The sequence below is a fragment of the Bradyrhizobium sp. P3_C3 genome (assembly GCF_056402655.1).
On the sequence record NZ_JBFUGY010000001.1, the window covers coordinates 272,918 to 292,429 of the forward strand.

Annotated in this window: 22 protein-coding genes; 10 read left to right on the forward strand and 12 right to left on the reverse strand. The window is 64.7% G+C overall.

Annotated features, from left to right (window positions below; genetic code table 11):
- The first annotated feature begins 19 nt into the window (after positions 1-19).
- Positions 20-799, forward strand: coding sequence for an NAD kinase (locus AC1DW2_RS01530; protein WP_208087499.1), 780 nt, complete (start codon positions 20-22; stop codon positions 797-799).
- A 13-nt stretch (positions 800-812) separates the two neighbouring features.
- Here AC1DW2_RS01530 and AC1DW2_RS01535 read toward each other — a convergent pair whose 3' ends face one another.
- Genes AC1DW2_RS01535 through AC1DW2_RS01545 form a run of 3 tightly spaced genes read right to left on the reverse strand, consistent with a single transcriptional unit; the run spans position 813 to position 2,252 of the window.
- A complete protein-coding gene (locus tag AC1DW2_RS01535) occupies positions 813-1,397 on the reverse strand; it encodes a hypothetical protein (RefSeq protein WP_208087500.1) in 585 nt (194 codons plus the stop codon).
- 34 nt (positions 1,398-1,431) lie between these two features.
- Entirely contained in the window at positions 1,432-1,686 is a 255-nt protein-coding gene (locus AC1DW2_RS01540; protein WP_049807677.1) for a helix-turn-helix domain-containing protein, read from the reverse strand.
- A 2-nt stretch (positions 1,687-1,688) separates the two neighbouring features.
- Entirely contained in the window at positions 1,689-2,252 is a 564-nt protein-coding gene (locus tag AC1DW2_RS01545) for a DUF2975 domain-containing protein (protein WP_208087501.1), read from the reverse strand.
- A 172-nt stretch (positions 2,253-2,424) separates the two neighbouring features.
- Between AC1DW2_RS01545 and AC1DW2_RS01550 the strand changes: the two genes are divergently transcribed.
- Positions 2,425-2,970, forward strand: a complete 546-nt coding sequence (locus tag AC1DW2_RS01550) for a response regulator (RefSeq protein ID WP_008549760.1) — start codon at positions 2,425-2,427, stop codon at positions 2,968-2,970.
- 27 nt (positions 2,971-2,997) lie between these two features.
- Positions 2,998-3,576: an Hpt domain-containing protein gene (locus tag AC1DW2_RS01555; RefSeq protein WP_166092296.1), complete on the forward strand. Its 579-nt coding sequence runs from the start codon at positions 2,998-3,000 to the stop codon at positions 3,574-3,576.
- 176 nt (positions 3,577-3,752) lie between these two features.
- Here the strand turns inward: AC1DW2_RS01555 and AC1DW2_RS01560 are convergent, their stop codons facing one another.
- The 4 genes from AC1DW2_RS01560 to folE all read right to left on the reverse strand — a co-directional run bounded on the left by AC1DW2_RS01560 (position 3,753) and on the right by folE (position 7,428).
- Complete coding sequence (locus AC1DW2_RS01560) at positions 3,753-4,928, reverse strand: DUF2336 domain-containing protein (RefSeq protein WP_208087502.1); 1,176 nt, start codon at positions 4,926-4,928, stop codon at positions 3,753-3,755.
- 180 nt (positions 4,929-5,108) lie between these two features.
- Positions 5,109-6,128 carry a lytic transglycosylase domain-containing protein gene (locus tag AC1DW2_RS01565; protein WP_477005123.1) on the reverse strand — a complete coding sequence of 340 codons (1,020 nt, stop codon included), beginning with the start codon at positions 6,126-6,128 and terminating at the stop codon, positions 5,109-5,111.
- A gap of 139 nt (positions 6,129-6,267) precedes the next feature.
- On the reverse strand, positions 6,268-6,690 hold the full coding sequence (gene hisI / locus AC1DW2_RS01570; RefSeq protein ID WP_166342393.1) for a phosphoribosyl-AMP cyclohydrolase: 423 nt from the start codon (positions 6,688-6,690) through the stop codon (positions 6,268-6,270).
- A 45-nt stretch (positions 6,691-6,735) separates the two neighbouring features.
- Positions 6,736-7,428 carry a GTP cyclohydrolase I FolE gene (gene folE / locus AC1DW2_RS01575; RefSeq protein ID WP_166342394.1) on the reverse strand — a complete coding sequence of 231 codons (693 nt, stop codon included), beginning with the start codon at positions 7,426-7,428 and terminating at the stop codon, positions 6,736-6,738.
- A 241-nt stretch (positions 7,429-7,669) separates the two neighbouring features.
- Between folE and AC1DW2_RS01580 the strand changes: the two genes are divergently transcribed.
- Positions 7,670-8,125 carry an iron-sulfur cluster assembly scaffold protein gene (locus AC1DW2_RS01580; RefSeq protein ID WP_014494348.1) on the forward strand — a complete coding sequence of 152 codons (456 nt, stop codon included), beginning with the start codon at positions 7,670-7,672 and terminating at the stop codon, positions 8,123-8,125.
- Between the two features lie 112 nt (positions 8,126-8,237).
- Here the strand turns inward: AC1DW2_RS01580 and AC1DW2_RS01585 are convergent, their stop codons facing one another.
- Complete coding sequence (locus AC1DW2_RS01585) at positions 8,238-9,134, reverse strand: COG3904 family protein (RefSeq protein WP_166342395.1); 897 nt, start codon at positions 9,132-9,134, stop codon at positions 8,238-8,240.
- Positions 9,135-9,382: 248 nt separating this feature from the next.
- Between AC1DW2_RS01585 and yidD the strand changes: the two genes are divergently transcribed.
- Together yidD and AC1DW2_RS01595 are read left to right on the forward strand one after the other, a co-directional pair.
- Positions 9,383-9,721: a membrane protein insertion efficiency factor YidD gene (yidD, locus tag AC1DW2_RS01590; protein ID WP_085405345.1), complete on the forward strand. Its 339-nt coding sequence runs from the start codon at positions 9,383-9,385 to the stop codon at positions 9,719-9,721.
- A gap of 100 nt (positions 9,722-9,821) precedes the next feature.
- On the forward strand, positions 9,822-10,031 hold the full coding sequence (locus AC1DW2_RS01595; RefSeq protein WP_085405563.1) for a hypothetical protein: 210 nt from the start codon (positions 9,822-9,824) through the stop codon (positions 10,029-10,031).
- Between the two features lie 128 nt (positions 10,032-10,159).
- Here AC1DW2_RS01595 and AC1DW2_RS01600 read toward each other — a convergent pair whose 3' ends face one another.
- Together AC1DW2_RS01600 and AC1DW2_RS01605 are read right to left on the reverse strand one after the other, a co-directional pair.
- Complete coding sequence (locus AC1DW2_RS01600; RefSeq protein WP_166353223.1) at positions 10,160-11,356, reverse strand: hypothetical protein; 1,197 nt, start codon at positions 11,354-11,356, stop codon at positions 10,160-10,162.
- A 14-nt stretch (positions 11,357-11,370) separates the two neighbouring features.
- A complete protein-coding gene (locus tag AC1DW2_RS01605; protein WP_283016910.1) occupies positions 11,371-12,738 on the reverse strand; it encodes an APC family permease in 1,368 nt (455 codons plus the stop codon).
- A 329-nt stretch (positions 12,739-13,067) separates the two neighbouring features.
- On the opposite strand from AC1DW2_RS01605, the gene AC1DW2_RS01610 reads away from it, so the two are divergent.
- Together AC1DW2_RS01610 and AC1DW2_RS01615 are read left to right on the forward strand one after the other, a co-directional pair.
- Positions 13,068-14,393, forward strand: a complete 1,326-nt coding sequence (locus AC1DW2_RS01610; RefSeq protein WP_166342397.1) for an alpha/beta hydrolase — start codon at positions 13,068-13,070, stop codon at positions 14,391-14,393.
- 168 nt (positions 14,394-14,561) lie between these two features.
- Positions 14,562-14,888 (forward strand): GrlR family regulatory protein, encoded by a 327-nt coding sequence (locus tag AC1DW2_RS01615; protein WP_166342398.1) that lies wholly within the window; start codon positions 14,562-14,564, stop codon positions 14,886-14,888.
- Between the two features lie 60 nt (positions 14,889-14,948).
- Here AC1DW2_RS01615 and AC1DW2_RS01620 read toward each other — a convergent pair whose 3' ends face one another.
- Positions 14,949-15,326, reverse strand: a complete 378-nt coding sequence (locus AC1DW2_RS01620; protein WP_028150242.1) for a hypothetical protein — start codon at positions 15,324-15,326, stop codon at positions 14,949-14,951.
- 91 nt (positions 15,327-15,417) lie between these two features.
- A complete protein-coding gene (locus AC1DW2_RS01625; protein WP_477005124.1) occupies positions 15,418-16,593 on the reverse strand; it encodes an MFS transporter in 1,176 nt (391 codons plus the stop codon).
- 185 nt (positions 16,594-16,778) lie between these two features.
- On the opposite strand from AC1DW2_RS01625, the gene thrS reads away from it, so the two are divergent.
- On the forward strand, positions 16,779-18,821 hold the full coding sequence (gene thrS, locus AC1DW2_RS01630) for a threonine--tRNA ligase (protein ID WP_166342400.1): 2,043 nt from the start codon (positions 16,779-16,781) through the stop codon (positions 18,819-18,821).
- A 93-nt stretch (positions 18,822-18,914) separates the two neighbouring features.
- On the forward strand, positions 18,915-19,478 hold the full coding sequence (locus tag AC1DW2_RS01635; RefSeq protein WP_028154760.1) for a nitroreductase family protein: 564 nt from the start codon (positions 18,915-18,917) through the stop codon (positions 19,476-19,478).
- Positions 19,479-19,512: the final 34 nt, after the last annotated feature.

Consider the following 19,512-nt stretch of genomic DNA (forward strand, 5'->3'; position numbering starts at 1 on the left):
GCGGCCCTGCCCGGAAGCCATGACCAAGCCAGCGCGATACAACCGGATCGCCTTTGTCGCGAGCCCAAGCAGCGAGGCGCAAACCGCCTTCGGCCAGCTCACTCGGGACTATGGCAATTGCGACCCGAACGACGCCGATGTCGTGGTCGCGCTCGGCGGCGACGGACTGATGCTCCAGACGCTGCACCAGAACATGCACTCGGGCAAACCGATCTATGGCATGCACCGCGGCACCGTCGGCTTCCTGATGAACGAGTACTCGACGGTCGACCTTCGCGACCGTCTCGAGGCGGCGCAGGAATCCGAGATCAACCCGCTCCTGATGCGCGCGACCGACGTGAACGACCGCGTCCACCTGCATCACGCCATCAACGAGGTCGCCCTGTTCCGGCAGACCTACCAGGCCGCGCGCCTGCGTATCCTGATCGACGAGCGCGAGCGCATGGCTGAGCTGATCGCCGACGGCATCATGGTGGCGACGCCCGCCGGCTCCACCGCCTACAATCTGTCCGCGCAGGGACCGATCCTGCCGATCAACGCCGCGCTGCTGGCGCTGACGCCGATCAGCGCCTTCCGCCCGCGCCGCTGGCGCGGCGCGCTCCTGCCCAATACGGCTTACGTCGTGATCGAGGTGCTGGAGGGCGACAAGCGGCCGGTGGCGGCGGTGGCCGACCATGACGAGGTGCGCGACGTCCGCCGCGTCGAGGTGCTGTCCGACAAGACCATCTCGATGCGCATGCTGTTCGATCCCGGCCACAGCCTGGAAGAGCGCATCCTGCGCGAGCAGTTCGGCTATTGAGCGCCGGCGCGGATCACTGGCCGCAAGGCTGAATCGATTCCAGGCCGCCCGCCATGGCGGGATCACCGAGCAGATCGAAATCCCTGACGACGGGAACGAAGCTCTTCGTCTCCGACGTCATCAGATAGATCGTGACAAGCAGCGATCCCTGCGGCGCCGCGTTCGCACGACAGAATTCCTTGGCTGCCACGCCGAGCCCCATCGACCCGCGTTTGCCTTGCTTCCCCTGCTCGACCATCGACGCACGCAGCGCTTCGAAGCGTGCAGCATCGCCCGGCGACAAGCGATAGGCGTAGGTCGAGGAGCCCAGCGGCGGCGCAGGCAGGCCGGCGCGATCTCGCGCGTCGCTCATCTCCATCATGGCGAAGCTCGTCTTGGTCTCGGCCTCGCCGGCCACTTTGGTGACGACGTCGAGCTTGACGCCGCCCGAACGTGGCCGCAGCGCGTCAGGCAACTGCACGGCGACGCGCAGCATCGACAGATCCGTCGTCCTGGCATCGATGCGGGCAAGCGGCGGGATCGATGTCAGCGGCACCGAGCTGCAACCGGCAGGCATGAGCGCAGCCGCGCTCGCAAGAACACGCGCCAGGCGGTTCATCGCAGGCATCTCCAATCTGGACTTGAAGGATTGGCTAGGCCGATTTCCGGCCGGCCCCGCGCGGCTCCAGCGCGTCGTCCGCGCTGTCAGGGACATATTCCAGGATATCGCCGGGCTGGCAGTCGAGCACGGCGCAGATCCGCTCGAGCGTGTCGAAGCGGATGCCGCGCACCTTGCCCGACTTCAGCAGGGAGACGTTCGCCTCCGTGAGCTCGATGCGCGCGGCAAGCTCGCGCGACCTGATCTTGCGCCTGGCGAGCATGACGTCGAGGTTGACGATGATCGGCATGGTCAGATGATCTCACTGTTCTCGTGCCACATGCGAACGGCATCGGCCATCACGGTCGCGAAGGCGACGAGCGCGAGGCCACTCAGCACCGACAGCACATGCGACTGCTCGATGCCGAACATGACCACGAGCTGGCCCGGCTGGTTGGCCCGCGTCAGGTTGATCGTGGTGAGCATCTGCACCAGCGGCGACATCAGCGCGTTGGCGATCAGCGCGAGGCCCATCCGGCGGATACGCCAGGCGTTGTCGGTCACGAAGACCTCGCCGCGCGCGAAGCGGGAGAACAACATCGAGAGCTGCAACAAGGCGTAGAGAACAGGCGCAAGTCCGATCAGGCTGATCAGGGCGCCGGCGAGGCGCGTACTGAAATTGAGCGTGAAGGGCCGCGCCCCCAGCGGGGACTGGGTCGCGATCCAGTGCCGGAGCATCTCGTCGCTCGACCAGAGCAGCGGCACCGCAAGCACAGCGCCGGCGACGCACAGGAGCGCGCCGACGGCCACGATCCGTCCGATGCGCCGCAACCGCGGCTCGACCGGCGCAGGAAAAGGAAACGCGACGACGCTCATCGGACTAGCTCCCATTTAATTGTATATTTTTATCGTTTTACAATAAAAAATGGCAGAATTACGATATTAACCCCTTCCCTCGTCACGTACTCCGCGAAATGCCGGCAGCAACCCTTCCTTAACCCCCGCCGCGATATGGTTAACGAAAGTTGACCGCTCCGGCCCAGGCGTCATGTTCCGCATCGATTTCAACAAGCTGCGCTTCCTCGTCTGCGACGACAATCCGCACATGCGCCGCATCCTGCGGACGCTGCTGCACTCCTTCGGCGCGCGCGAGGTTTATGAGGCCGAGGACGGCGCCACCGCGCTGGAAATGTACAGCCATTACGTGCCCGACATCGTCATCACCGACTGGGCGATGCCGATCTTCGACGGGCTCGAGCTCGCGCAGATGATCCGGCAGCCGGAATCCAAGGGCAATCCCTACGCGCCGATCATCATGCTGACCGGTCATTCCGAGAAACGCCGCGTCACGGTCGCGCGCGATGCCGGCGTCACCGAATTCCTGGCCAAGCCGATCTCCGCCAAGGGCCTCTACCAGCGCATCCTCAACGTCGTCGCCAATCCCCGGCCCTTCATCAAGACCAAGACCTATTTCGGTCCGGACCGACGCCGCAACACCAACTCCGCCTATATGGGCCCCGAGCGCCGCGTCGGCGAAAAGCACGAGGTGCTCCAGCAACCCTCGCTGCTCGACAAGGCTCGTTCCTCCATCTAGCGCAACGTTTCGATCGGGGCAGACATCATGGCGAAGAACGGCGCAAAGGACATCGAGGTCACGGCCTTCGCCACGCACCAAGTGATCACGCAGCCCAATCCGCTGCGCAAGGTTCTGCGCCGTGTCGAAGAAAAGGACCTGGACGATCCGGTCGCCCGCGCCGAGCAGGCGCTCGCGGGCCTCTCCAGTGAGTTCAAGGACTGGATGACGACCGAGGTCAATCGTCTGTCGGCCGCTTACGTCGCTGTTCGCCATGAGGGCTTCACCAAGGAGCGGCGCGACGAGCTGTTCCGCGCCGCGCATGACATCAAGGGCGACGCTGCGACGTTCGGCTATCCGGCGGCGGCGGGAGTTGCGGAGAGCCTGTGCCGCGTCATCGAGCACGCGCCCGATCTCGACAAGGTGCCGGCCGAGCTGTTCACGCACCACATCAACGCCATCCTCGCCATCGTGCATGAAAACACCAAGCTCGACAGCATCAGCGTCTCGGCCGAGCTCAGCCGCCGCCTGCGCAAGGTCGCCGACGACTATCTCGCCCACGCCAACCGCGACCGCCCCGAGCATCTCGAGGTGATTTTGGCACCGAGCATCGTGCCGGCGGAGTAGCGGCTCCCGCTCTCTCCTCTCGTTATTGCGAGCGCAAGTGTCGTAGGGTGGGCAAAGCGACTCGTCCGCCGTAGCTCGAAGAGCGAAGGCGGAAGCGTGCCCACCTACTAATATAAGCCGTGCGGATCAATGGTGGGCACGGCGCTACGCGCCTTTGCCCACCCTACGGCGTCTCGCTACGCCGCGATCAGGTCGTCATAGATCGGATCGAGCGCGTCATCCGCGACGAGCTCGTCGCAGAACAACCTTGCCTCTTCGCGCGCGGATTCCGTGGCGAAGCGGCGGAGCAGGACCATCAGCGGTTCGGTCGCGCCGCGGTCGGTCTCGCAATGGGTGAGCACGCGCTCGACCATGCGCCGGCGCAGCCGCGCCGCGCCATCATCGGTATCGACAAAACCTTGCTCGTGGCAGGCATCGAGTGCGACCTGGAACGCCGCGAAGGTCGCCTCGGGAAGTCCGGCGCGGCGGAGCAGCGCGTGCAGGCTGTTGCCGCCACGGTCGTGCAGCAGCGCACAGACGCGTGCCAGCGGCAGGTCGGCGAGTTCGGCGAGTGCCGCGTCGAACAGATCGAGATTGCTCGACAGCAGCGCGCGCAGGATGAGGCCGGCGGTGAGCTGGCCCGTGATGCGCAGGTGGCGCACGAGGCCCTGCATGTCCTCGCCGCGCGAGCGCGCTGCGATGTTCATGGTCGAGCGGTCGCGCGCCTCGACCGTGATGCGCTCGGCACGATCGGCGCTCAGCCAGTTCCGCGCCACCACGAATTGTGCAAGGGTCTCGGAGAGCTTGGCCACCAGAGCGGCGCGCGTCGCGGCCGGCAGATCCTCAAGCACCAGCATCGCCTCGCGGATCGCGGCGAGATGGCCGTGGCGCTCGACGATGCGATTCCAGGAGAACGGCGCGAGCTCGGCGTGGGGATTTTCGATCAGCTCGAGGGCTGCCGCCGCGCAGCCGACTTCGGCAATGGCGGCGCAGACCGATACCGGCAACGCGATACGGCGGGCGACCGCGCATTGCACCTCGTCATTGCCGGTTGCGACGATGTCGACGAGATCGGCGTCGATCAGAAGCGGAGAATGTTCGAGCACGGGCAGCGCGACGGTCGGCTGGTCCGCCGACAGCGCCCGCACGATCGATGCCGGCGCATCCGTGCTGCGCGCAAAGGCCTCGGCCATCGCCTGCCGCACCAGCGGCGAGGGATCGTCGAGCAGCATCAGGAGCGCGCCTTCGGCCGCGATACGGTCGTCATGGGAAAGGTCTGAGATCAGCCAGGCCCGGGCCAATGCCCGCGTCGCCTCGGCCCGCTCGCCGGCGGGCGCCGTCCTGATCCAATTGATGAACTGCCGAACAATCATGCTGCTTCCGGCTTACACAACAAACGAAAACGGTGACGGCTTGTCACCTGCAACACAAAATAAACCACGACGCTTAACAAAGCGTTCACCATAACTGGCTGGTTTTATTGACGTTTTGTTAAGGGAACAAAGGCGCCTGCCACGCGTCCGGGACACGAGAGCGGGTTATTCGCGCGACGATCAGCTCGAGAACGTACCGCTGCGATCGCTGAATAGATCGAGCGGTTGCGGCGGGCGCACGTCAGGCGTCGCCGATGCGATCGAAGCAAGCGAGGCGTTGTTGCCCCACAATTTCTGCACCGTGGTCGAAACCGGCTGCGTGGTATCGCCGGGCTGATAGATCGAGCGGAATGCGGGTGTGATCGGCGTGTTGTCCGCAGCCGTTGACGACGACGTCGCACTCACCGGCGTCACGCCGCGCGCCTCCGGAAAGGTCTGCAGATAGGCGGCGTTGTCGATGACAGGCGCGGTGGGCTGCACGCCGTTGGCACTTGCGACCTGCGTCGTGGATGGCGATTCGCCATACATCGCCATTGCGCTGCGGGTCGCTTTCGAATTCGCCGCGTTGGCGTAGCGCGAGTCGAGCACCGAATAGACCTCGGAGACGCTGCGGGCGCGGCCGTCCCTGGCGTAGAAGATCGAGCGGTTTGCGGAGGCCGCGTTAGGAAACAGCCGCGCACCGACCGCTTGCGCATTGTCCTCGGCATTGGCGATCAGCTTTGCGGCGCCGCCGAGACCCATGAAATGCGCCATGTAGAGTTCGCTGTCAGACGGCCTGCGGCCCAGCAGTCCGGTGAGCTTGAAACTGTTCGACTGCGTCAGCGCTGCGGCCATGGTGGAGGCGGCTTCCGGATCGTCGCGCAGCTTCATGATCGACCGCTTCATGGCGGGATCATCGACCGCGTAGCCGCCCGACGACGTCCTGGTGATGGCGTCGGAATAATTGCCATAGCCGAGCTGGGTGCCCGCCTCCTTCACCGTACCCAGCCAGGTCTGGTCGATGAACTGGTAGAGCCCGTGGGCGGACGACGTGGTGGCTCCCGCCGTCGGATCGAAATCCGATTCCATCTTGGCGGTCGTCAGCATGTACTGAAAGCTGACGCCCGTCCGGTTGGAGACCTGCTTGATCGCGCCGGCGACGCGTGCCCGCGACGGATCGAGACCCGTCGTCTGAGAGGCACTGGAATTGTCGACCGACATGATGGAGTGCCCGCCCCGTGCGGCGTTGAGCGACGCCGGCAATTCGGCGCCTGTCGTCTCACCGTGGGACAGGTATGGTTAATGCGGGGTTAATCTGGCCGTTCCCGTCATTGCGGCCCGAATTCGGGGTGACGGCCGGCTATTTCTTGTAGACGGCGTCCGGATCGAACAACCTGTCCGCATCAATGAAGACCAGCTTGGCGCCGCCGCCTTCGGCCTCGACCTTGCGGTAAAAGCAGGACCGGCGGCCGGTGTGGCAGGCCGCGCCGATCTGCTCGACACGGATCCAGACCGCGTCCTGGTCGCAATCGGTGCGGATCTCGACCACGCGCTGGGTCTGCCCCGACGTCTCACCTTTTCGCCACAAGGCATTGCGCGATCGGCTGAAGTACCAGGCCTCGCCGGTCGCAATCGTCTTGCGCAGCGCCTCGTCGTTCATGTGCGCGACCATGAGCACGTCACCGGTGGCGGCGTCGGTCGCCACGCAGGTCACGAGGCCGGCGGCGTCGAACTTCGGCAGGAAAGCGAGGCCTTCCTCGATCTCATGGGAGTGAGCGGACACGGGCGTCCTCGCTAGCGCATGACGCGGACATAGACCTTCGCGAGGTCAGCGCGTCGTGCCTCGCACCAGGGACAGGAAACGGGCTTGCTCCGCCGGATTGTCACGGAACATGCCTGTGAAGCGGCTGGTGAAGGTCGAGGCACCATGCTTGGCAACGCCGCGCACCGACATGCAGGTATGCTCGGCCTCGATCAGCACGGCAACGCCGCGGGGCTTGAGGATCTCGTCGATGGCCGCCGCGATCTGCGCCGTCATGTGCTCCTGGGTCTGGAGCCTGCGGGCGAAGATGTCGGTCAGGCGCGCAAGCTTCGACAGGCCGACGACGCGTTCCACCGGCGTATAGGCGATGTGCGCCTTGCCGTAGAACGGCATCATGTGATGCTCGCACTGCGAGGTGAACTCGATGTCGCGCACCAGCACGAAGTCGTCATAGCCGGCCGTCTCGCCGAACGTGCGGTCGAGCACCTCGGCCGGGCACTGGTGGTAGCCCTGATAGAGTTCGTCGAAGGCCTCGACCACACGGCGCGGCGTGTCGAGCAAACCTTCGCGCGCGGTGTTCTCGCCGATATAGGCGAGCAGCGTCTTCACCGCTGCTTCCGCCTCTGCGCGCGCGGGGCGCGGCTGGTCGGCGCGGACGGCGGCCGCGAGGAATTCGGCAGGGTCGAGCTCAGCCGGGCGGCTCTCGGGCTGGCGGTCGGAGGGCTTGCCCGGGCGGATGGATGTGATCGCAGCGTCCATGTCTACTCCGTTCGACGGCCTCACGGCCGGAGTGTCACCGGCAGACGGGGCGGCAAGCCGCCGGACGCCTGAAGAGAACAGTTTTGACGAAAAAGGCCCTTGGGTCATCACGCGGGCAGCGCAGATCTGGACCGCTGCCGCCGCACCGCTGGACTGTTTTTCCGCCAGTTCCGACCCTATATAGGACCGTGGACGGCGCCCGCCAAGGCCGATCCGGTGCGGAAGTGTTGGACTCCATCACATGCTGAACGACATCTATAACAAGCGGATCATCGAACTGGCCGGGAATATTCCACGCCTCGGACGGCTGCCGGACCCCGACGCCACCGCCACCGCCCACTCCAAATTGTGCGGCTCGACCGTGAAGATCGACCTCAAGATGGAGGGCGACAAGGTCACCGACTTCGCCCATGACGTGAAGGCCTGTGCCCTCGGACAAGCCTCTTCATCCATCATGGCAAGTCGCGTCGTCGGCTCGACCGCGAGCGAACTCCGCGAGTTACGCGAAACCGTTCGCAAGATGCTCAAGGAGAACGGCGCGCCTCCTGAAGGCAAATGGGAAGAGATCAAGTTCCTCGAGCCGGTCCGCGACTACAAGGCGCGCCACGCCTCGACCCTGCTGACCTTCGATGCCGTGGTCGATGCCATCGGCCAGATCGAGGCGAAAGCCAAGCAGCCGGCCGCGGCGCAGGGCTGATTTGGCCGAGGTCATTCCGACGCCTGCGCCTGCGCGAACCCGGTCGCGCTACGATATCTGAATTCCGGCTTCGTCGCTTTGCGAACGCCCCGGAATGACGATCAGGGAAATCCTACTTTTGCGAGCCTGCGCTTTGCGCTGCACCGGTCGGCACCAAGGCTTCCGCCGTCTTGGTCGATTTGACGGGCTGCGGTTCCGCTTCCGCGCCGAACCTCGCCTGCGTCTTCGGTGCAAGTTCCGCCACCGCGGGCGCTGCGACGTCCACATGCGGCAACACGTCGGCCACCAGATTGGTGGTCACGAGATTGGTGAGCTTCAGCTCGCCAGCATCCAGTTCGTGCAGATCTTCCCACGGCGGCACGCTGAGCGCGAGCGAGAGCAGGTCGCCGGCGCCGCCCATATCGAAGGTGTATTTGGCGAGCCGGCCGATGTCGCGCTCCACGATCATCAGGTCCTGCGCGCTGTAGCTCGCCGCCTTGGCATCGTCGGCACGATCGCCCATCCAGATCTGGTGGACCCGGACGTGAGCTGCTTCCGGCACGTAGCGCTTCTTGCCGGCCAGCAGCAGGAACACGCACATGGATTCGCAATAGGCTTCGGGCGCAACCGCCGGACGGGCCGACTGCCCGCTGCGGTTCTGAACGCTGATGCCGACGGTGGTCGAAAGTCCGAGATTGCGGAAGCGCCGGCCGAGCGTGATCGCGTCGTTGACGGAACCGCCGCTGGAGTCGAGCACCACGGTCGCGCCGCCAAGCTGGCGTCCGCGCGAAAACTCCTCGAAATCCCTCGGCGTATCGGCGGTGATGATGCCGACCGCGCTGACCCAGCCGCGGCAGTTCGGGTCGCAGGCGACCCAGGTGAACTTCATCGGCAGCTTGCGCTCTTCGAGGGCGGCACCGGCATGAGCCGTTGTGCCGGTCGTGGCGACAGCTCCGAAGAGCGCGGCGCCAAGCGCGGCTGCCCCAAGCAACAACCAGCCGCGACGGTCGAGGGAGTTCAGAAGTCTCAATCTGGTTCCTTCCCCAAGCCCCAAAGGTTCCCCAACAGTCCTCGGTAGCGCCCTCTGAGTCCATCATACGGGCGTATGTTTCTACACACGGTCGTCATAAAAATGGTATCCGGGGGAATACAGATCGTCCACAGGTACTTGCTGCACTGCTCCCAAAAAGCACGGGAAATATGGCGCAGAAACAACAACTTGCGGTTCCCTGCGCCGGAACCGCGCAATACCTCGCTCACGATCGCAGCACAGCGCCCATGAAGCATTCAACCTGCGAGCACTGTTCCACTCCCATCGAGGGCGCGCTCCGGCTCCCGCGTCGATTCGGCCGCGCACTGATCTGGCTCTACCGCCACACGCTCTCGCCGCTGGTCGGCTACAATTGCCGGCACCTGCCGACCTGCTCGGTCTATGGCGACGAGGCGATCGAACGGTTCGGGCTGTGGGCCGGCGGCTGGATGACGCTCGCGCGACTGCTTCGCTGCAATCCTTTCGGCACATCGGGAATCGACAACGTGCCCCTCACCGCACCGCAAGGCGCGCACTGGTATCTACCCTGGCGCTACGGCCGCTGGCGCGGCGTCAACGCGTCCTGATCTCACCAGGAACGCCGCGGCGCTTCGCGCATCGCTGCCTTGAATGGAACCGGAACTTCCCCCTCGCGTTGTTGTGATGCTCCTACGGGAGGAAACAAGAATGCGCTGGAAAATCAGCCCTCATTTTCACTTCAGGCTTGGTCCACATCCTGGTTCCAGAGGGCATCACGACCCAAGAACCCTCGACATGATTGCCATCATTGCGCTGCTTGCGCTCGTGGTCGGCTCCGGCTGGTATCTGGCGACGAGCCTTGCCACGGCGCCGAGCACCACGGCCTTCATCGTGCCGAGCCAGAGCGTGCACTGGTAGGCTGGACGTTAGAGATCGAGCACCAACCGATCTGCACCGGGTTTGGCGACATATCATCAGATGGCGTTCGCGTTCGTACGGCTGGTTGTCATCGCCCGGAGCGCGTGACACCCGCCTCAACAGGCAACCTAACGAAACCAGAAAAAGCGCCCGGGCGGGATCGACTCGGGCGGACGCAGCCGCTTCGGACGCGGCGGCTTTGGCGACGGCTCGGCGGACGAGGTGTTCTCCGCAGCCGGCGCCGTCTCGCTTCCCGGCACCCTCACCGACAGCAGCAAGTTCGATTCATGCGTCCGCCAGCGATAGCCGACGCCGAAATCGATCGGCTGGGCGCGCGTGAACAGTTCGGCGTAGCGCTCCTGGTAGCGGCCGGGGAATTCGTCGATCGGTCCGAGATAGCGGCCGAACGGGAAGAACCGCCACTGTTGCGCATTGTAGTTCGCAAGCGGAATGCCGGAATCGTCCTGGATGATGGTCGCGCTGTTGGCCAGCAGCCAGTTGCGAGCGACGGAGAAGTCGCCCTTGTGCAGGAGATAGGACGCGCTCTTGAGCAGGCTGTTGCCGGGCCCGAGCGTCTCGCAGAATTTCAGAAATCCCGTGTTGCGCGCGCTGGCATTGGAGAGATCGGTCGAGAAATAGTACAGCGTGCGCGCCTCGCCGTCGCTTCCGGCAAAGGTGATGCGGACACCGCGCGTCGCGTTCCGTCCCGGATTGTCGCCTCCCGTATGCACCCCGCCCTTGTCGTCGAGCGCGATCATCTCGACATTGCGGATGGTCTTGCCGGAGCGCGCGAGGAAGACATAGAGGATCGGCAACGTGCCGTTGACCTGGTTGGCGTGCAGGTCGACCTTCATGTGCTTGGTGATGAAGAAGGAGAAGCTCAGGATCGAGCCGAGCGAACGCTCGACATTGTAGAGCGCGGCACCGACCGAGCCGCGCGGCAGCCGCGTCAGGTCAGGCACCGCGCCGACCGGCTCCAGCGCGCCGAGCACGTAGGTGCTGGCCTTGGAGTAGAACGCATCGGCGTAGAGGAAGTCGGGGCCGCTGAACAAGTAGAACATGGTCGGCCGGGGCGCGGCCAGATTGACGTCGGCCCAATTGCGGATCTTCGAGAGCTGCCGTTGCTCGAGCTGGGCGAAGGCGCCGTCGAAGAATTTTGCGTGGCGCTGCCAGCCCGGGTCTTTGGTGAGCGGCACCAGCGGCGAGTCCGGCGAAGGCTGCATGCCCGCGAGAAAGCGCGCGGTATCATCGAAGGTGACGTCGGCGGCACGTGCAGACGAGACGGCCGCGGCCAGCAGGGCAAGAGCGACGGCCGCAATTCTCATGGGTCGAAACATGTCTATTCGCGGTGTGATGACGTACCAGCGGCGACCGGCCGCCTGCGGAAAACAGCATAGATCAACAGGCCCGAGAGCATGAGGAGCATCCCCGCCAGCGACTGCAGCGGCCGCTCGGTCAACAGGTAGTACATCATGAACGCGGTCACGAGCAGGAAAACGAGCGGCGTGAACGGGTATCCCCAGGCGCGATAGGGCCGCGGCAGGTCGGGATCGGTGATGCGCAGCTTGACGACGCCGGCGACCGTGAAGAACGAACAGAACAACAGCGCGAACTGGATGAAGTCGAGCACCGCCTCGAAGCTGCGCGTGAACAACAGCAGATTGGCGACGGCAAGCTGAAACAGGATGGCATAGGCGGGCGCGCCGCTCACCGATCGCTTCGAGAACACGCGCAGGGCCGGAATGTCTTCGCCCATCGTCATCATCACGCGCGGGCCGATCCACATCATCGCGCTGATCGAGGAGATCAGGCCGACGCAGATCATCGCACCGACGATCCGGCCGCCGAGGCTGCCGAAGATCGCGCTGCCCGCGACGCTGGCAACGTCGAGCTGGCCGGCCAGCGCACTGACCGGCGTCGAGTAGAGAAACACCGCATTCAGCGCGACGTACAGGACGAGCACGATCAGCGTGCCCGCGAGCAGCGCGCGCGGCAGATCGCGTTGCGGCATGTTCATCTCGCCGATGATGTAGGTCGCGGCATTCCAGCCCGAGAACGAGTACATCACGAAGACGAGCCCGATCGCGAAGGGCGCGCTGACGATATGCGCGAGATCACCCGGCTGCGGCGTGAAGGCAATCGGCTGCGGCGTGCCGATGACGAAGCCGGCGAGCAGGAAGGCGACGATCAGCACGACCTTGAGGATGGTCGAGATCAGCTGGAAGGTCGATGAGTGCCTGACGCCGGTCAATTGCACGATCGAGACCAGCCACACCACGCCGATGGCGAGCGGGATCGGCGGCAGATCGGGAACGACCGATTTCGCGTATTCGCCGAACGCCATCGCCGCAAGCGCGACAGGCGCTGCGAAGCCAACTGTCGCCGAGACCCAGCCGGCGAGAAAGCCGAAGGCGGGATGATAGGCGCGGCCGAGGAAATTGTACTCGCCGCTCGAGCGCGGAAACATGGCGCCGAGCTCGCTGTAGGAGAACACCCCGCACAGCGCGACGATGCCGCCGATGGTCCATAGCAACAGGATCGAGAAGCCGGACGGGATGTCCTTGACCTGGAAGCCGAGGCTGGTGAAGACGCCGACCCCGATCATGTCGGCAACGACGATGGCGGTTGCGACCAGAACGGAGACCCCCGGCCCGCTCCCCGTCAGCCGGCCAGTCCAGGGCGCGGGTCCCGCATCTGATGCCGTCATCGGGGTCCTCAACCTCAGGCGTCACGTGTCGTGGAGAGCATCGTGCAGTCTGGTCCAGTCAATTCAAGCAGGGTTAACAAGGGTTAAATGAGGCGCATGGAATCGGTATTGCGGCACCTTTTGTGCACGATCCTGGGCAACAAAGCTCCGTAAACACCTGAGAATCCCGTTTTGCACCCCCACAATCAGGACACGATTGCATGGTCCCCTTGAGCATTCCGGATTTGGGGAAGTTTCTCCGGACACTTAACGTCGCCTAAACGCCAGTCGGCTCAATTAGCTTGAATATTGCCGCTGGGCTTGTGGACATGACTTGGGGTCATGGGTGGATGGTCGGGGCCGCTCCGAAATTGAGAGCTGACATTCGTGCTGATCGGACGCTGTCCGGCGCGCGCAGTGGTGCGCGCCGGATCGCGCTGGCCTCAGCCTTGGTGCCGCTGTCGCTCACGCTGGTTCAATGCGGCAGGGCCCCCAACCCGGCGGCGCTCGCGGCGAACTCGCAGGCCAACGTCCAAATCGTCGCGAAGACCAATCCTCAGGTCGCAAGCAGCGACACGTTCGAGGATCGCTTCCCCGCCCCGCAATTCAAGGAGCGCTTCCCGTCGGCGAGCGAGAGTCTTCTGCAACGGCAGATGTCGGACTTCTCGCCCAAACGCGCCGTCCAGCAGCAGCCTCAGCCGGAGCAGGCGCCGTACAAGGTCGCCTCACTCGCACCGCAAATCCCCTACCAGCGTCCGGCACGTGAAGACCTGACGACACTCGTCAGCATGAAATCGTCGGCCTTCCCCTATTTCGGCAACAACCCCGCCTCCGACGCGCCGTTCCTCAACATCTCCAAGGGCGATCGCCGCGGCCACCGCAGCTATTCCGGGCGCGTCTACTGGCAGGACGAGACTTACAGCGACAGCCGCGTGCTGATGCACGTGCCCGAGCATTTCGACGTGCGCAAGCCCGGCGTGATCGTGGTGTTCTTCCACGGCAACGGCGCAACGCTGGAGCGCGACGTGCGCGACCGCCAACTCGTACCGCAGCAGGTCACCGATTCCGGCGCCAACGCCATCCTGCTGGCGCCGCAGATGGCGGTCGATGCCGCCGATTCCAGCGCCGGCAAGTTCTGGCAGGCGGGCGGCCTCAAGCGCTTCATGGAAGAGTCGGCGGCCCATCTGGCCCGGCTCACCGGCGATCCCAACAACGCCCGCGCCTTCGCCAACATGCCGATCGTGATCGTCGGCTATAGCGGCGGCTTCCTGCCGACGGCCTGGAGCCTCGAGGTCGGCGGCATCAGCGACCGCGTCCGCGGCGTCGTCCTGCTCGATGCCGTCTACGGCGAAATGGACAAGTTCGCCTCCTGGATCGAGAGCCACCGCTCCGGCTTCTTCGTCAGCTCCTACACCCGCTACACCGCGCGGCGCGACCGCGAGCTGATGAGCATGTTGCGGCAAAAGGGCATCAGCGTCTCCGAGGACATGGACGGGCCGCTCCGTCCCGGCAGCGTGGTGTTCGTCGAAACCGGCGACGGCATCACGCATCGTGATTATGTGACGCGCGCCTGGACCCGGGACCCGCTCAAGGACGTGCTCGTGAAGATGTCGGCGACGCCGTCGTTGGCGCTGACGCGCGTTGCGTCCACCAATCCGGCCGCATCGAGCCGCTAGCCGATATTGCGCGCGCCGGCATTTGGCCGCGCTGCCCGCAATTGCCGCAGGCTTTGATCAAAATGTGATGTTGATGGCCGACATCCCCGGGAGCCACCGGATTGCTTCCGCTGGCAACGCTCATAATTTGCCGGCCAAGTTTTAGCTTGAATTCTGCGGGGACAGACGGTGCGTCAGGGACTGTATAAGGTCGACTTCCACACGGTTCATGGAACCGGCTGCGGCGTCGTCTATGTGACGGATGGCAAGATGCGCGGCGGCAATTCCGCCTTCGCTTTCATCGGGACCTCCGTCGGGGAGGGCGACAGCATCAAGGTCAAGATTTCGACCCAGCGCTACAACGACGATCCGTCCTTCAAGCCGCTGTTCGGGCACGACAGGATCACGCTGACGCTGGCCGGCCGTGAGGACGGCGACACGGCGGAATTCGAAGGCACCGCGCTGCAGGTGCCGGGCGTTGCGTTCAGGGCCGTGCTCAGCCGGATCAGCGACTAGCCGTCCGGCTTCCAGACCTCGGCTCTTGATCTTCAGGTATTGATGGTCAGGTCTTGATGTTCAGGTCTTGGGCAGCTTCGGAATGCTCTCGGCGAAGCCGTTGAAGCAGGCCAGCCGCTCGTCCTCTTCCTTGAAGAAGCGGCAATCGGCGTAACCCTTGGCCTTCGCCGGTTTCGGCTTCGGCTGCGGCGCGATCACGGCGTCGTAGCAGTTGAGGCGGTCCTTGGTGCCGTCATCGAGGTCGAGGCAGGCCTGGAGCCGGGCCGCAATCGACTGCGGTTTGCCCTTCGGCGCAGCGGCCGGCTTGGCCGCGGCCTCTTTGGTCCCCTTGGGCGTGACCTGCACCAGCGGCTTGTCCCCCACCATGGGTGGCTTGTCGGTTTGTGCAAACGCGGAGGCTGAATAGAGCACCGCGGCAACCGCCAGAATCATCCTCATGTCAGTCAACTCTCTTTGGTCCCCATGCCTCGCCTTCTAGCGCTCCCGCGCGTGGTTTGCCAAGCACCTTGCGCATAGGAAAACGCACCCTTCAGGCCGTGGTGGCAGCAGCCGGCCGGGGTCGGGTCAGAACCACGAGGATCAGCGCCAGGACGACGAAGCCGACCGCGACGAAACCAAGCGGATGCAGCAGTTCGCGGGCGAACAGCAGCCCGCCGATGGCGGAGCCGACAGCCTGGCCGACATAGAGGACGGAGGTGTTGAGCGCGACGGTCGCCGATGCGAGCGGCGGCGCAGCCGCGACCAGCCGCACTTGCTGCATCGAATTGGTTGAGGCAAAGCCGAGGCCCCAGATCGCGACCGCGAACGCCATGAACACCAGGCTCCCCGCACCGAGCGCCCAGCCGGTGATGCCCGCAAACAGCAGGCAGGTGAACAGCAGCGACGTCCGATAAGGCCCCCAGGTGTCGACGATGCGGGTCGCGATGACGACGCCGAGGAAACTGCAAACGCCGTAGATGCCGAACACCATGCCGATTGCATCCGGGCTCGCCTCGGTCAGCTTCTTGAGCAGCGGACCCATGAAGGTGAACACCACGAACTGCCCGGACATTTGCAGCATCGTGATCGCAAGCAGCAGCAGGATCGTCCTGCTGCGGCCGACCGCGCTCCAGGTCTTCAGGTCAACAGGCGTGCCCTTCAGGCCCGCCGGCAGGCGCAGCAGCAACAACAGGAAGCTGATGCAACCGAGCGCGCCGATCCCGCCATAGGCCGCGCGCCAGCCGTAGCGGCTGGCGATGAAAGTGATCAGCGGGAGACCGACGGCCGCAGCTAACGACCAGCCGAGAAAGATGTAGGCGATGGTGCTGCCCCGCCGCTTCACCGGCACGATCAGCGCCGCCGTGCCCGCAGCCTGCGGCGTGTAGAGCGCGCCGACCGCCAGCATCAGCAGGCGAATGATGAGGAGGCTCGTGTAATCGGGCGCAAAGGCCGAAGCGAGATTGCCCAGCGCCAGCACCGCCAGTGTCGTCGCGAGCAGCGTCCTGCGGTCGATGCGGCTGGTGAGCCAAGCCGTCAGCGGCGAGCCGATGCATAGCGTGACCGCACCGAAGGTGATCAGCAGCCCGGCCGCGTGAATGCTGACGTCGAGCCCCGTTGCCAATTCCGGCAGCATCCCCGCCGGTGCCAGCACCGAGCAGCCGGTGACGAGATTGCTGAGCATCAGGGCGGTTGCGGTGAAACGGCCGGCGGCGGGCGGATTTTCCATGCAAATGCATGTAGAGCAGGCCTGCGACCAGTTAAAGGGCGCGTTGCGAAATAGTTGGAGTATCGCCCAAGCTTTTGCGCGCGACTTTCTTGGAAATGCCGGATTGCACAGGCCGAATCGCCTGATATATCGCTCGTTCCCGCTTACCTGCGCTCGTTCGCAGGAGTGAGCCTCAGGAGAAAAGCATGACCGACCAGCCCAAATCCGAATCCGGCTTTCAATACAGCCTCAGCAATCTGAGACCCGTGACCCCGCCCGAAAAGATCACCCTCACCTTCCCCGACGGCGCCCGGCGCGAATACGCCAAGAGCATCACCGGCCTCGAGATCGCCAAGGGCATTTCGCCGTCGCTGGCCAAGCGCACGGTCGCGATGGCGCTCGACGGCGAGGTCGCCGACCTCGACGATCCCATCGAAGCCGATGCCAAGATCGAGCTGATCAACCGCGACGATCCGCGCGCGCTCGAGCTGATCCGCCACGACTGCGCCCACGTGCTCGCGGAAGCCGTGCAGACGCTGTGGCCCGGCACGCAAGTCACCATCGGTCCCGTGATCGAGAACGGCTTCTACTACGACTTCTTCCGCAACGAGCCGTTCACGCCGGAAGATTTTGCCGCAATCGAGAAGAAGATGCGCGAGATCATCGCGCGCGACAAACCTTTCACCAAGGAAGTCTGGGACCGCGAGAAGACCAAGCAGGTGTTCCGCGACAAGGGCGAGGCGTTCAAGGTCGAGCTGGTCGACGCCATTCCCGGCAACGAGCCGATCAAGATCTACTACCAGGGCGACTGGTTCGATCTCTGTCGCGGCCCGCACATGACCTCGACCGGCAAGGTCGGCAACGCCTTCAAGCTGATGAAGGTGGCCGGCGCCTATTGGCGCGGCGACAGCAACAACCCGATGCTGACCCGCATCTACGGCACGGCGTTCGCGAAGCAGGAGGACCTCGACGCTTATCTGAAGCAGATCGAGGAAGCCGAAAAGCGCGACCATCGCAAGCTCGGGCGCGAGCTCGACCTCTTCCACTTCCAGGAAGAAGGTCCGGGCGTCGTGTTCTGGCACGCCAAGGGCTGGACCATCTTCCAGCAGCTGATCGCCTATATGCGCCGGCGCCTCGCCGGCGACTACAGCGAGGTCAATGCGCCGCAGATCCTCGACAAGTCCTTGTGGGAGACCTCGGGCCATTGGGGCTGGTATCGCGAGAACATGTTCGCGGCGCAGTCCGCCGGTGACGAGGCCGAAGACAAGCGCTGGTTTGCGCTGAAGCCGATGAACTGCCCCGGCCACGTGCAGATCTTCAAGCACGGCCTGAAGAGCTACCGCGACCTGCCGTTGCGCCTCGCCGAGTTCGGCGTGGTGCATCGCTATGAGCCCTCCGGCGCCATGCATGGCCTGATGCGTGTGCGCGGCTTCACTCAGGACGACGCGCACGTCTTCTGCATGGAAGATCAGCTCGCCGACGAGTGCCTCAAGATCAACGATCTCATTCTGTCGACCTATGCCGATTTCGGTTTCACCGGCGATCTCACGGTGAAGCTCTCGACCCGGCCCGAGAAGCGCGTCGGCACCGATGCGATGTGGGATCACGCCGAGCGCGTGATGGCGACGGTGCTGCGCGAGATCCAGTCGCAGAACAATCACATCAAGACCGAGATCAATCCGGGCGAAGGCGCCTTCTACGGGCCGAAGTTCGAATATGTGCTGCGCGACGCCATCGGCCGCGACTGGCAGTGCGGCACCACGCAGGTCGACTTCAACCTGCCGGAGCGGTTCGGCGCGTTCTACATCGACCATGACAGCGGCAAGAAGGCGCCGGTGATGGTGCATCGCGCGATCTGCGGCTCGATGGAGCGCTTCATCGGCATCCTGATCGAACACTATGCCGGCAACTTCCCGCTCTGGCTGTCCCCGGTGCAGGTGGTGGTCACCACCATCACCTCGGAGGCCGACGAGTATGCCAAGCAGGTGCTGGAACAGGTCCGGCGCGCGGGGCTCCGGGCCGAGATCGACCTGCGCAACGAGAAGATCAACTACAAGGTCCGCGAGCACTCGCTGGCCAAGATTCCGGCGCTGCTCGTGTGCGGGAAGAAGGAGGCCGAGACGCAGTCGGTCTCCGTCCGCCGGCTCGGCAGCGAAGGCCAGAAGGTGATGACGACGGTGGAGGCGCTCGCCGCCCTCGTCGACGAGGCCACCCCACCGGACGTCCGGCGGGCGCGCGAGGCGGCCTGATCCCTGAAATCGATCTAAACTCGCTTTCGGTTGCGGGCGTGCATGCTTATCTCGGCATGGCACGCCCGACGACCAGCCGAAGAGGACATCGCAGTGCCCGACGCCATCGAACTCCTGAAAACCCGTCGCTCGGTCAAGCCGCGCGAGATGACCGGGCCCGGCCCCTCCCCCGCCGAGCTCGAAACCATCCTCACCATCGGTGCGCGCGTGCCCGACCACGGCAAGCTCGCGCCCTGGCGCTTCATCATTTTCGAGGGTGACGCCCGCGAGCGGGCCGGCGAGGTCATCGCGACGGTCTTTGCCCGCAAGAATCCGGACGCACCGGCGGCGAACATCGAGACCGAGCGCAAACGCCTCACCGACGCGCCGCTGGTGATCGGTATCGTCAGCTTCACCAAGCCGCATCCGAAGGTGCCGGCGTTCGAGCAGGAATTGTCGGCCGGCGCCAGCGTCATGAACATTGTCACGGCCGCGACCGCGCTCGGCTACGGCGCCTGCTGGCTGACCGGCTGGTTCGCCTTCGATCGCGACGTGCTGGACGGCCTCGGCCTCAAGCCGGACGAAAAGCTCGCCGGCCTCGTCCATATCGGCACGCCGACCAAGCCCAGCGAAGACCGTCCGCGACCGTTCCTTTCGGAAATCGTGACGCGTTTTTAATCGATGTATTGTTGACGCCTCCAGCGTCTTGCGG

Bases quoted from the DNA above. Each gene is read 5' to 3' on its own strand.
- AC1DW2_RS01610 (WP_166342397.1), top strand. From the start codon at position 13,068: ATGGTCGGGGCCGCTCCGAAATTGAGAGCTGACATTCGTGCTGATCGG.
- yidD (WP_085405345.1), top strand. From the start codon at position 9,383: ATGAAGCATTCAACCTGCGAGCACTGTTCCACTCCCATCGAGGGCGCG.
- AC1DW2_RS01540 (WP_049807677.1), bottom strand. From the start codon at position 1,686: ATGCCGATCATCGTCAACCTCGACGTCATGCTCGCCAGGCGCAAGATC.
- AC1DW2_RS01625 (WP_477005124.1), bottom strand. From the start codon at position 16,593: ATGGAAAATCCGCCCGCCGCCGGCCGTTTCACCGCAACCGCCCTGATG.
- AC1DW2_RS01580 (WP_014494348.1), top strand. From the start codon at position 7,670: ATGCTGAACGACATCTATAACAAGCGGATCATCGAACTGGCCGGGAAT.
- AC1DW2_RS01605 (WP_283016910.1), bottom strand. From the start codon at position 12,738: ATGACGGCATCAGATGCGGGACCCGCGCCCTGGACTGGCCGGCTGACG.
- AC1DW2_RS01620 (WP_028150242.1), bottom strand. From the start codon at position 15,326: ATGAGGATGATTCTGGCGGTTGCCGCGGTGCTCTATTCAGCCTCCGCG.
- AC1DW2_RS01530 (WP_208087499.1), top strand. From the start codon at position 20: ATGACCAAGCCAGCGCGATACAACCGGATCGCCTTTGTCGCGAGCCCA.
- AC1DW2_RS01595 (WP_085405563.1), top strand. From the start codon at position 9,822: ATGCGCTGGAAAATCAGCCCTCATTTTCACTTCAGGCTTGGTCCACAT.
- AC1DW2_RS01565 (WP_477005123.1), bottom strand. From the start codon at position 6,128: ATGTCGGTCGACAATTCCAGTGCCTCTCAGACGACGGGTCTCGATCCG.
- AC1DW2_RS01535 (WP_208087500.1), bottom strand. From the start codon at position 1,397: ATGAACCGCCTGGCGCGTGTTCTTGCGAGCGCGGCTGCGCTCATGCCT.
- AC1DW2_RS01545 (WP_208087501.1), bottom strand. From the start codon at position 2,252: ATGAGCGTCGTCGCGTTTCCTTTTCCTGCGCCGGTCGAGCCGCGGTTG.
- AC1DW2_RS01560 (WP_208087502.1), bottom strand. From the start codon at position 4,928: ATGATTGTTCGGCAGTTCATCAATTGGATCAGGACGGCGCCCGCCGGC.
- AC1DW2_RS01555 (WP_166092296.1), top strand. From the start codon at position 2,998: ATGGCGAAGAACGGCGCAAAGGACATCGAGGTCACGGCCTTCGCCACG.
- thrS (WP_166342400.1), top strand. From the start codon at position 16,779: ATGACCGACCAGCCCAAATCCGAATCCGGCTTTCAATACAGCCTCAGC.
- AC1DW2_RS01600 (WP_166353223.1), bottom strand. From the start codon at position 11,356: ATGAGAATTGCGGCCGTCGCTCTTGCCCTGCTGGCCGCGGCCGTCTCG.
- folE (WP_166342394.1), bottom strand. From the start codon at position 7,428: ATGGACGCTGCGATCACATCCATCCGCCCGGGCAAGCCCTCCGACCGC.
- AC1DW2_RS01550 (WP_008549760.1), top strand. From the start codon at position 2,425: ATGTTCCGCATCGATTTCAACAAGCTGCGCTTCCTCGTCTGCGACGAC.